The 12,755-nt window shown below is 30.6% G+C and carries 9 protein-coding genes; 2 read left to right on the top strand and 7 right to left on the bottom strand.

The window, feature by feature from the left end; genetic code table 11:
- From CQA43_RS09205 to glf, 7 genes are all read right to left on the bottom strand, one after another.
- The coding region (locus CQA43_RS09205; RefSeq protein WP_220271604.1) for a hypothetical protein at positions 1-393 on the bottom strand (393 nt) is incomplete at its 3' end.
- Positions 369-662: a hypothetical protein gene (locus tag CQA43_RS09200; protein WP_147290100.1), complete on the bottom strand. Its 294-nt coding sequence runs from the start codon at positions 660-662 to the stop codon at positions 369-371. The genes CQA43_RS09200 and CQA43_RS09205, both read right to left, overlap by 25 nt.
- A gap of 145 nt (positions 663-807) precedes the next feature.
- Positions 808-2,853: a glycosyltransferase gene (locus tag CQA43_RS09195; RefSeq protein WP_115552300.1), complete on the bottom strand. Its 2,046-nt coding sequence runs from the start codon at positions 2,851-2,853 to the stop codon at positions 808-810.
- Positions 2,850-4,304 (bottom strand): glycosyltransferase, encoded by a 1,455-nt coding sequence (locus tag CQA43_RS09190; RefSeq protein WP_115552299.1) that lies wholly within the window; start codon positions 4,302-4,304, stop codon positions 2,850-2,852. Before CQA43_RS09190 ends, CQA43_RS09195 begins: the two co-directional genes overlap by 4 nt.
- Positions 4,297-6,300, bottom strand: a complete 2,004-nt coding sequence (locus CQA43_RS09185) for a glycosyltransferase family 29 protein (RefSeq protein WP_115552298.1) — start codon at positions 6,298-6,300, stop codon at positions 4,297-4,299. Before CQA43_RS09185 ends, CQA43_RS09190 begins: the two co-directional genes overlap by 8 nt.
- The gene (locus CQA43_RS09180; RefSeq protein WP_115552297.1) at positions 6,301-7,611 is read right to left on the bottom strand and encodes a glycosyltransferase family 2 protein; all 1,311 of its coding nucleotides are present in this window, start codon (positions 7,609-7,611) and stop codon (positions 6,301-6,303) included.
- On the bottom strand, positions 7,608-8,717 hold the full coding sequence (gene glf / locus CQA43_RS09175) for a UDP-galactopyranose mutase (RefSeq protein WP_115552296.1): 1,110 nt from the start codon (positions 8,715-8,717) through the stop codon (positions 7,608-7,610). Before glf ends, CQA43_RS09180 begins: the two co-directional genes overlap by 4 nt.
- Positions 8,718-9,261: 544 nt before the next feature.
- Between glf and CQA43_RS09170 the strand changes: the two genes are divergently transcribed.
- Together CQA43_RS09170 and CQA43_RS09165 are read left to right on the top strand one after the other, a co-directional pair.
- Complete coding sequence (locus CQA43_RS09170; protein WP_115552295.1) at positions 9,262-11,892, top strand: bifunctional glycosyltransferase/CDP-glycerol:glycerophosphate glycerophosphotransferase; 2,631 nt, start codon at positions 9,262-9,264, stop codon at positions 11,890-11,892.
- A gap of 30 nt (positions 11,893-11,922) precedes the next feature.
- On the top strand, positions 11,923-12,755 hold an 833-nt coding region (locus CQA43_RS09165; protein WP_115552294.1), incomplete at its 3' end, for an FkbM family methyltransferase.

Below are 12,755 nucleotides of genomic sequence, written 5' to 3'. Positions count from 1 at the left end.
TATGGAATTGTAAAGATTGGCAGAATTCCTGTGGATTGTGCATTTGTATTGAGAGGGGTGCATTTTACATAAAATATTTGTAAAAGAATAAAACTCTACTTTCCCATTTTTTAATCCCCTCACGATATACCATTGATTGCCAATGTTTGCTTTATCAATCCTCCTGACATATTCTAAGGACTTGTCTATATTAATTGCATTTACAATATTGGAATTTTCTTTAAGCATAGAATAAATTTCTTTTGCTTCATTCAGAAGTGCTTTGATTTCTTGCTCATCGTCCCCAAAAGCTTTTTTGAGAATCGGTCCATAAAGTGATAAAAAGTCATTAAAAGCAAGCTTACTAATATCAACCGCTGATTTTACTGCTACGCACGCAAGGGAATTTTCCATTTTTTCCATAATCCCTTTGGATTTAATTGGGCGATTCCATTGGCAACATTGCCATTTCCATCAAATATTGTAACGATTGCGTCCTTTATGTCTTTTGCAATATCGGTCGTTTCAGAGGTTTTAACCCTAAATTCCTTGTATTTCCCAATCACTCTAGTGATTGGAACTTTCAATGTGGTATCATTGAGTTTTCCGTCTAAAAGGTCTTTTTGAATCTCTGATGGAAATGTATTTGCCTTTTGTTTCGCTAATTCAATCAATAATTGCAAAGCCTCTTTGATTTCAGCTATTTTTTTCCTTGTAATTAAATGCGGGAGAATTGCATTAAAAATAACTATATTTGTCAAGAGGGTTTGTTAAATTTTTCTTTAAATTCTCTTTTTAATCTAGGTACATCACAGAATATGAATTTTATTATGCCCCCCCCCCCATTTTTTGAGACTCAATGAGAGCAAGTCCGAGTTTAAAACTTAGATGTTCTTTATATTTTAAAGATTCTTGATAGTCTGCACAGGATTCCAAAGGAGGAAGTTTCAAGGCTGGATTTTTTGCTATTTTTGCTTGATATTCTTTTTGTTCTTTTTGATGTTTATAATAAATATACAGGATAATAAAAGGCATTTGAATATATCCTGAAAGACTTTTAGAGTTTGAAATCATTGCAGAGCCTAGTTTATATGCTAAATGATTGGAGATTCTCATTTTGGCAGATGAGTATGAACACCTCCTAATGAAAGAGAATGCTGGAAGAAATGTTTGAAAATAATGTTTGCCAAAAAACACTTTTTTTGCTAACTCTTTTAATTCATCATCTTTTAGGGTGAGGATATAATAATAAATATGTTCGTTTATTATTAATCTAGAAATTTCTTTGTAGATTTGCTTGCTTCTCGTTTTTTTAAGAATATCAAAAAATACATAATCAATCGCGTCGTTAGCATAATTATAAAAAGATTGTAAAGTCCCTAAAGATAAGTTTTTTCCTCTTGTAACGCTATTTATGCTTGTAAAATATTTATAAAGATTATCTTTCAAGATATAAATGTTTCTTGCCTGTAGAAATAAACAGATTCCAAAAAAATGGTCTTCGTGCATAACGCCTTCCAAAAATTTTAATTTTATTTTTTTTAAAAAATCAAATCGAATCATACCACCCCAAACAAAAAAGAAATAATCTATTTGATTATTAATCATATCTTGAAGTAATTGTTTTGGTGTTATTACCCAATGACTTTTGTAGTTTAATTTATAGATAAAACTTAAATGAAACCACACTATATCTATATTCTTATTGTTCATAGCGGTTACACATTTTTTTAAACAATCTAAATCCCAAGAATCATCAGAATCTAAAAAGATTAAATAATCTATTTTTGGAATCGCTAAAAGTTTTTTGGTTGTTAAGATTTTTGTATTGTTAAGATTTTTGATTTTAAATAAATGTAATTTTTCAATTTCTTTGTTTGTAGGAATGAACTGATATTCTTGATTAAAATAATCTATTCCTATATTTCTTGCGCTAGATTGTCCCGCGTTATCTTTTAAAATCAAAGTAATTCTTTCATCATTGGCAGCGTATTCTTTGGCAATTTGACAAGAATTATCTGTGCTTCCATCATCAATTAGCAATATCTCTAAATTAGTATGAGTTTGATTAACAACTGAATCTAAGCATTTTTCAAGATATTTTTCTGCATTATAGATTGGAATAATAATTCCAACACGGTTATTAGCTATATTAGAATCCACAAAAGTTGCATTTTTCATTATTGTATTAGGCGGCTTGTGCCCCCCCCCCATAAATTTATCTTTTATTTGTGTATCCCAGTTGATATTACTTTTAATTTTTTTTGCAGGAATGCCGCCATAAACACAATTTTCATCCGTTAAATGTTTAGTTACAAGAGATTTTGTTGCTATTACGCAATTATCAGCTACGCTAGAATTATTCAAACAAGTTACATCTTCACAGACCCAAATATGATTACCCAATTTCACATCTCCGGCTTGATTTACTCTTTTAAGGGTTGAAATATCATAGATTGAGTGATTATCTGTTGTGATTAAACGAATATTGTTAGCAAAGAGGCAGTCTGCTCCTATAAGGATATTTGTATTTTTTTCACCGCAAATTAAACTTGTGCTTCCATTGAAAAAAGTATTGGAAGCAATCTTGATAGAACAATCATTGGCAATCGCACCTAAGCCTCCGGCAAAAAAAGAAAGCGATAGATTATGATTTATAATCACTCCATCATCAATTTTTACAATATTATTATTTCCATTGATGTGTATTTTGAGATTGCCTCTTTGGTTTATATTTACATTGCCAACTTGAATCGTGTTATTTTCTCCAGATATAGAACAATTTATTTTATCAAAGAATCTGAAGTTATCGCAAAATTCTATAACATTATTTTTTCCTGAAGTTTTTATGTTAGCGTGGTTGTTTGGTATCATCGCTTAAACCTTTTTCGGAAAAAATCTTTTATAAATAACATAGGATTATTCTTTAGTTTATCAATTTTTCTTTGCAGTTTTGTCTTGCCTATGATTTTTTTATCAGAAGCAAGCATAGTTTTATTTTGAAATAAAGCATTGCACAATAGATTTGTTTCGCAATAAGAAATCATATATTGTTTATTACTAATTTTAAAATCTTTATAAATTTCTTTGATGGTTTCACAATAGTTATGTTGAAAACATTTTAGTGAAAGTTCATTGTTGTATAGCATTTTATTGTCTTGAGACATTTTGGATAACTTTTCTTGGGTTAAATCCATAAATTCGTAAATTTTAGATATTAGAGAGTCTTTATTGCCAGCTAGAGCATAAAGAACACCGCTTGTCTTGTTTTCTAACCATTTATATCCTCCTACATAAGAACAAATTATTGGAGTTCCTAAGGATAAAATTTCTATCATACTCAAATCAAATAAGCTACCTCTATTGGGGCACAAACAAACATCTGCTGCATTGATATAATCACTTGGATTATCTACAAAAGGAATTTGTATCCATTGTTTGTGGGTTATGGGGGAGATTTGTTTTTCACCAACAACAACAAAATAAATATCATTTCTAGTATTTAGTATGGTTTGTGCTGCTTCTATCAATATGTCGTATCCTCGGACATCAATAAATCTGCCTATATATAAAATCATTTTAGCGTCAATTGGTATATTCAGATGAGATTTTAAATTTTCTTGACTAAGAATCGGTTTTTTGATAGTTGTGCCAGTAGGGCAAAAGTATATTTGTTTATCTTTGATTAAATTTTCAAAATCAGACCATAAACTATAATATCCCTCTAAACTTTCTTTAGAGGGGAAAAATAGACAATCAGCAAGCTTAAAAGCCCATTTATCTCTTTCGTTAAAATAATAAGACATCAATTTGTTAGTATTTTCATCTAATGGTCTAGCCCTGTTTAATAAATACATATCTTCCATTGTAGGTTGATAGGGATTGTGTGTAGTTAAAATTTTGACTACTCTTGATTCTATACCCATTTTTGTAAGACTATTATAAACAGGAAAGAAATTATAGGCTCCGTGAATATGGATTGAACTAATATACTTGGGGTCTAATTTTGAATATTCTGTTATTGGTAAAACTTCTCTAAACAATCTTTGTCTTTTTTCAAGCAAGTCTAAAGAGGTTTTTGTACTTATTTCATTATTGTATTGTGTATATTGTAACCTAGCATCTAAAACAAACCCTAAATCTTCATTTTCTAATCTTTCGTGTGTCGCAATATTGGGAAAAAGAAAACAACATTGTAAATCTTCTTGTATTTGGAATAAAGGATTATTCTCTGTAAAGCCTTGAAATAAAGATGAGATATAACCAACACTTCCTCCTTTTAATAAATCAAAAGATTGATGACAATGGATGTAGTGTTTAAGCATATTTTTCCTTTAATATTTGTTTTATTGATGCTAATATTTGAGATTCTTGGTCCCATTTATGTATCGGCAAGACTTTTCCTTTTGAAGGGTCTCCTTCAAAATAGTGGGTAATACCTTGTTCTTGTTCTTTTAGTGAAAAACCATATAAATTCATTTTTTTGAAGTTTATATTTTCTAATATCCATAATGCCACGATTAGTCCCATTGACATAACTCTTATATCGTATTTAATTAAAATATCAATACAAGGAATTTGTGCTACATTAGCACCAGAAAATATCCAATTTTTTAGTATATTAAACCGATTAATTGGAGTTTTTCTATTGGTATGGGCGCATAAAATAAAATCAAATGATATATTTTCTCTTTCCATAATAGAATTGAGTGCAGGTGTTAAAGCCCATATATTTGTTTTTTGTCCATAATCCTTAATATATTCTTTATCGGTAGAAAAATTATTAAAACGAATAACAATATCGTGCGAATCAATTTCCATTCCTTTATTTTTGCCAAGTTCGCAAGGGCTATTGCCTACGATGGCTATACTTTTTTGTCTAAGATATTTTACAAAAGATTTGGTATGACTTTCCAATAAAGCATAATAGGCTTTGATTATGGAAAAATCGTTAAAGTCGCTCATTTCTTCAAATTTTTCAACGCCTAAGAATAGTGAAAAATTTGCTTGATGTATATAAGGATTTACAGAAGGAATAATGTTCATCTGTCTTGCCAATAAAAAAATATCGTTATTTATTATAGAATTTTTTGATAGAACGCTATAAGGTGTATGTAGTAAAAAATATTGTATAAAATCAATGAACTCTAAATCCTTTTCACTTTCTGGTATATTTGAAAAAGTCAAGATGTCGTTTTGTATATCGTTTATATTGCTGTCAAATACACTCATTTCGTTGGCTGCAAGGTAAAATTTAAGGTGAGCATAACTATACAATATAGAAAAATCTTCTTTTAAATAGTCTGAAAGTGGTAAAGTTTTTGCATAATGAATCGGGTAATAGTTATCAACAACTTCAGCAGATATATTTTTCAAATTAAATTCTCTCTGTAAAGATTTGATAAATCTTAAAACTCTGTGATTGCATTTTAATTCCGCATTTTCTATGATTTCTCTAGCAATTTCTTTAATATTGGAAACTAGAAAATTCTGTTTGCTTAAAATAGCTTTATCGTGATAAGTTTTTAAATGAGTTAGTAAGAAACCCAAAATAGCGGCATATCTTTGATTTTTCTGCGCTTGCTCTAGGACATATTTCGTAACAATTAGGATTTTATGGAAGTTAGAATAATTTAAGACACTTTGAGAGATATTATCTCTCCGATACCTATACCCACCACCGGGAATAATTTTTACTTTTTTAATTTGTGAAAATAATAAAGCAATAAAAGCAATATCTTCGTATCCCTTGCTATTTTCATTTAACTTGATATTTTGAGTCATTAAAAAATCTCTCAAATATATGCCAAGCCAAATTCCACAATTTCCCAAAGCTAGTCTATCTTGTATTTCTTGTTCTGTTAATATATCCAATGTATTTTTTATGTAATATGGATTGTATAAATTTACTACATTGTTTTTTATTCCATTTCTAGTTTCTATATAAGTATCATAAAAGCAAGCTTGCAAAGAATTTTTTTGAATTTGTTGTAATAGAATACTATAATATTTGCTTGGCAAAATATCATCTGGTTCAAAGATGCAAATATATTTACCATTTGCTTTATTTATACCCAAATTAACTGCTTTGCCATAGCCGCCATTGATTGAATTTTTAATTAGCTGGAAATGGATATGTGGTGCATTTGTTTTTGAAATTAATTGTTGGATTATTAGCGAAGTATTATCTGTTGAACAATCATCAATAAAAAGTATTTCAAAATTTTTTATATCTTTTTGTGAAATTAAAGACTTGAAAGAATCATCAATATATGCACTTACATTATAACAAGGCACGATGATTGATAGCAAAACTTCCATTTATATCCTTTTTTCTTTAAATTGTCTATAAACTCTATAAAACTTAAAAGGTAGCAGTAAAATTTCTCCCTTATACCAATTTGTATAAGCTTTTAAAAAAGTGAATCCAAGAGAATAGGAAAGATGTTCGCAAGTTTTAAGTCCCTCGTAATAATCACTAAAATCATCTAAATTTAAGGTTTTGGATTCTAGTTGTCCCCAATGGTTTATGAGATTTTTTAGCTTAAAAGTTAAAATAAATATTCTCATCGGATTTTTTGTTTTTAAAATCTCCGTTCCCAATTTATAAGAAAGCTGGTTTTTCACCCTCTCTACCGCACCTTTAGGCTTTAAGCAGACATTTTCATAAAATTCTTGTGGGTTTTTTAGGATTCGCTCTAGTTTGGCTCTTTGAAATGCGTCAAAAAACTTCCAATCCAACTCACCTTTAGCTTCAAGCTCTAAAAACTCACTTTGGATTCTTTGGAGAAAAGGCAATTTGTATGCGTCCATAATGCGCCCTAAAATCCAATTATACCCTCCAAACCGCAAATAACTTACAAGAGAAATAAGATTTTTTAAATTGGGATTATCATCAAGTTTTTTGCGAATGAAATCATACTCTCTGCTTAGATTTAAGGCTTTTTCTAGGGAAATATGATTCACTGATGAATTTTCATTATCTTGCCTATAGCAATAAAACGCCTCATTAACAAAAAATATTTTTGATGCAAGCAAATGGGTAAAAAACCAAAATCCTGTATCTTGATAAGCTGCACCTAAGCTTTCATTATGATAGATTTGATTTTCTCTTAAAAACGAAAGTTTGAAAATCCCGCTTGGATTCATAATGCCACTTTGAGTAAAAACTCTCACATCTTTTGCGTTTAAATTCCTGTGGTAAAGACATTTAGTCCAATTTATCAAACGCGTGTATGTGAATATCCTCTCTCCATTTTTATCCACAAACTCTAGCATATCCCCCTTTACCACATCGCATTCTTGCTCTTTTGCGATTCTATAAAGCTCTGCATACATATTAGGTTTAATATAATCATCACTCTCTACGATTCCTAAATATTCTCCTTTGGCAGCTTTGATTCCTAGATTCATTTGGTGTCCATAGGATTTTTTCTTTGATATGATAACTTTTAGCCTTTTATCTTTGGATTCTAGCTCTTTTAAATATTCCAAAGTTCCATCAGTAGAGTTGGCATCTACACACAAAATCTCTATGTCTTGCAAGGTTTGATTTAGCACACTTTGGAGGCATTCCTCTATATAGCACATAGAGTTCAAAGAGGGAATAACAATGGAGACTTTAGGATTCATTGCGCAAACTCCCTCTTAACAAGCTCTAAAGCTGCTTTGATGACATCTTGCATATCATAGTATTGATATGAGCCAAGTCTTCCGCCAAAGAGGAGATTCTGCTCTTGCTTAGCAAGTTCTTGATATTTTGCAAAAAGTGCTTGATTTTTGCTATCGTTAATCGGATAATAAGGCTCTTTGCTCTTATCCCAAGTTTGAGGGTATTCTTTGGAAATAATCGTTTTCTCTTGTGTGCCAAACTCAAAATGCTTATGCTCAATAATTCTAGTGTAAGGTGTCTGCTCGTCTGTGAAATTCACCACCGCAACCCCTTGATAGTTTGGAATCTCTAAAATCTCTTCTTCAAACTTCAAACTCCTATACTCAAGCTCTCCAAAACGATATTCAAAGTAGCTATCAATCGTTCCAGTAAATAGAATCTTTTTAGCTTTTGCTTGGAATTGCTCTTTGTGTTTTAAAAAATCTGCGTTTAGCCGCACTTCACAATTTTTTAATAATTTTTCAAAGATAGGAGTGTAGCCACCTTTTGGGATTCCTTGATAAGGGTCATTGAAGTAATTATTATCATAAGTTAATCTAACAGGAATCCTGCGTATAATGGAGGCTGGTAAATCCTTGCAATCTCTGCCCCATTGCTTTTGCGTGTAGCCTTTGATAAATTTTTCATACACATCAATCCCAACAAGGGAGAGGGCTTGTTCTTCCAGATTTTTGGGCGCACCTTTTAGGTCTTTGAGTGCGGCTTTTCTTTGGGATTCTATAATGTCTTGGGCTTGTTTGGGCGTGGAGATATTCCAAAGTTTGCAAAAGGTGTTCATATTAAAGGGTAGATTATAAATTGCGCCTTTGTAGTTTGCAAGCGGAGAGTTGATGAAGTGATTAAAATCCGCAAATTGTCGCACATAGTCCCATATTTCCTTAGAATCTGTGCGGAAAATATGCGCTCCATAGGTATGCACATTAACATTTTCTTGTGTTTTGGTGTAGCAGTTCCCCCCAATGTGATTGCGTTTTTCTAGCATCAAACATTTTTTGCCCCTCTTAGAGGCTTCATAGGCAAAAACGCTACCAAACAACCCACTTCCTACGATACAATAATCAAACACAACTTTTACCTTAAATTATGACTTTAAATTAACTTGTATTGAAAATAAGACTTTTCAATACAAATATTTTCTTTGTGTGGGAAATAGATTTGTGTTAGAAATGCTTTATTTAGAGGCTATCTAAAAGGTTATTTAAGAATCGCAAAGCCTATCATAGCTCGCAAAAAAGAGGGTTTAGATTAACAAGAAAAAGCTTGCACTTCGTGTGTTTTATTTAATAAAGATTAAAATTTATTTGCGGGATTTTGAAGTATAATTTTGCAGGGTGTTTGCCACAGGTCTTCACACCCTGCGGCAAAATCTATGCCCCAAAAGGAGCAAAGATGAAAACCGTAAAATTCATCTTGTGCGCAATTATACTGCTTTGTATAATTGTTGTCAAGGCTTATTAGCTTAAGCCTAGCCCTGCTTTGCAGGGCTCAAGATGAATTTCAACCTGTGATTCTCCCTTAAATCATTTGGTGTGTAATTTTAAGAATTTATAATATATAATGGCAGATTTGAAAAGTCTTATTTTCAATAGTAAATCAAGAGAGAATTATTAATGAATGTATTAAAGCCATTTTTGAGTCCTAAAAAATTAAGAAAATTACAAAATAATCCTAAAGCATTCTTTAAAGACGCGCTAGATAAGCGCATTATCCCGATTGAAAATCAATTAAAAAGTTTAAAACCAAAGAAAAAGCACGGCTTTGCAGAATACTACATCATCTCCGCAGTTTATAATGTTGAAAAATATTTGGACGATTATTTCAGCTCTATCCTCAAGCAAAGATTGGATTTCAAAAACAATATAAAAATTATTTGTGTAGATGATGGTAGCACCGACAATAGTGCAAAAATCATCAAAAATTATCAAAAAAGATTTCCAGAAAATATCGTCTATTTACATAAAGAAAATGGCGGACAAGCGAGTGCTAGGAATCTAGGGCTTCAATGGTTGCAGGAGAAACTAGGCTATCTTGAGGGGTCAAGTGCGGAAATCACTACGCCTTTGCAAGGAGGCGAAGCGGACGAAGCAATCCATAATCCTAGCTACAAGCCCATTTGGGTAACCTTTACCGACCCTGATGACTTCTTGGATAGAGATTATTTCTATGAAGTGGATAGGTTTTTAGGGAGAATCAAAGAAAGAATTGCTGTTATTTTTACTAATGTTATTATTTATTCTGGCAATAAATACATTAAACATCCGACTTCTTTTAAGTTTGAATCAGGTAATAAAATAGAATATATTAAAAATTTATATAACGAAGTTCAAAGCTCAACTGTCTCTTTATTTCTATTGTCTTCAATATATAAAAATAAACTTGTTTTTAATGAATCGGAAGCGTTTAAAAATAACTTTGAAGACGCTTTGTTTCTTTGGCAATATTGTGATTTCTTATATAAAGAGGGTAAAGTAGGCTTCTTAAAAACGGCTTTATATTATTATAGGAAAGGTCATAATTCTTCAACCTCTAATTTTTTAACCTCTATTTCAAACTTCTTACTCTTGCTGACGGAAATGCAGAAAATATTATCACAAAGGAAATCATTAGATTTATATTTTCAAAATTTTTGTCTTTATCAAAATTTTTGGATTATTAAGAAAGTTATTAATAACGATTCATTATTGTCAATAGATAATCAAAAACAAGAGTATTTGGATAAACTTAAAAAAGTTTTTTATTATATCAATACAGATGTTATTTTAAATTTTAATTTGGTTGGTTGTTGGTTTTATCATAAAGTTGGAATCTTAAATTGTTTTAAAGGCGAGCATCCACCCTATCAGCGATGCTATGTAGGGGAATTTGATTCAATAAAAAAGCAAGTTTTTGTAAAATATTTTACTCCAAATATTAATGAAATAGCAAAACTTTATTTAGATGGCAAAGAAATCTATCCCAAATATACAAAAATTATGAGGCATAATTACTTATCTGAAGTTTTTTGCTATGAAGTAAGACTTTGGATAGTAATCCCTCAAGATTTACAAAAACTTGAAGTCGTTATAGGAGATAAAAAAACAGAAATTATTTTCAAGGGAGATAATTTTGAAAGTCTTAACACAGAATTAATTTGGCAATCAATACCTCAAAGCAAAACAAATGGAATATGGGTTTTTATAGATCGTGACATAGAAGCCGATGAAAGTGCAGAGGTTTTATATCGTTATATTTCTAAGAATTATCCAAAGCAAAAGATTATTTTTGCTTTGGATAAGACTTCCCTTGATTGGAATAGGCTTCAAAAAGACGGATTTAATTTGATTGATTTCAATTCGTATAAATTTCCCTTAATTGCAAAAAAGGCAAATAAAATCATTTCTTCACACGCAGATCAATATTTTTTAAGATATTTTAAAAAATGTCATTTTATATTTTTACAACATGGAATCATTAAAGATGACTTATCGTCTTGGTTAAACCCCAAACATATCAATTTATTTAATGTTTCAACTAAAAATGAGTTTAATTCCATTGTTAATGATGGCAATAGGTATAAATTTGGCAAAAAAGAAGTCAAGCTTTTGGGTCTTCCTAGACATGATAGATTATTGCTCAATAGTCAAAAGATTGCAAAAATAAGACAAATTTTAATAATGCCAACTTGGAGGAGGTATTTAAAGATAGATGATTCAGAGGAAAAATTTATTCAAAGTCATTATTTTTTAAAATGGACATCCTTACTTAAGAATAAACAACTACAGGAAATAACCGCAATTAATCATTATTCTATTTTATTTTTCCCCCATATTAATGCACGTGAGAATTTTAATAAATACTTTTCAATTCCAGATTATATAAAACAAAATGGTAGAGATTGCGGACAAAGCCTTTCTAATTTATTTTGCGAATCTTCTTTGATGATTACAGATTATTCTAGTGTAGCTTTTGAAATGGCATATCTTAAAAAGCCTGTATTATATTATCAATTTGATGAGGAAGATTTTTTTAATCTTGAATATCATTCAGGACAGAGGGGATACTTTGATTACCGCAAAGATGGTTTTGGTCCTGTCGTTACCACAGAAGAAGAGTTGCTTAAAGAACTAGAGGTTTTATTGCAAAATGATTGTAAAGTCGGAGAACCCTACCAATCCAATATAGAGAATACCTTTGAGTTTAGAGATGGGAAATGTTGTGAGAGAGTTTATAGGGCAATATTAGAATTAGATGATGATTCATAATGTATATTAATAATCATGGGAGAATTTAAAATGGAAATTGAAAATATAGTAAATGTAGAGATTGATGCAAAACATAATCTGAAAATGTATCTACCCTACAAAGAGGAAGATTACATTCAAAGAACTATATGGAGAACTAAAAAACCTTATGAATTTGAAATGCTCAAAGATGTTTTAAAGAAACTCTCGATGGGGATTCAAGGAGGAATTTTTTTAGATTGTGGAATGAATATTGGAAATCATTCTTTATTTATAGCGGCAAATGGCTATCGTGTTATTGCTTTTGAGGCTAATCCAAAAATGGTTGAAATTGCGCAAGAAAGCGTAAGAATTAATCATTTTCAAGACAAAATATCTATTTTTGAAACAGGAATATCAGATAAATATGAAAAAGCTTATTTTCCGAGAGAATTTACAAATAATTTCGGTGGAATGTTCTTGGAATCTTGCAATGAAGATAAGCAAGATTTTATAGAATGTAGAACAATTGATAGTTATGACATACGAGAATTTGTTTCTGTAATGAAAATTGATGTTGAAGGTTGGGAATGTAAAGTAATTAGAGGAGCAAAAAAATTAATTTTCAAGAATCGTCCCATAATCTACGCTGAAGCAAACCATATTGATGACTTTGTTGAGTTAGACAATTTATTGTCTGAGTATGGTTATGTGCATTGGGGAGTTTTCGGCACAGCTCTTACGCATATGTATTATCCCAAAGAAAGATTGAATCTTGAGGATTTAATGGTAAAAAATATCTCCAATTCAGTATTGATACAATTTTATTTTTCACAACGATTTGAAAAGACTTTTATTCATTCTAGTCTTAAAAAGCTATGTGATTCTATTCCCACCCCCACCCC

The organism is Helicobacter ganmani (assembly GCF_003364315.1).
Lineage (GTDB): Bacteria > Campylobacterota > Campylobacteria > Campylobacterales > Helicobacteraceae > Helicobacter_D > Helicobacter_D ganmani.
Note: the sequence above shows the minus strand (reverse complement) of the source record. Positions and strands in the feature narration are given on the sequence as shown.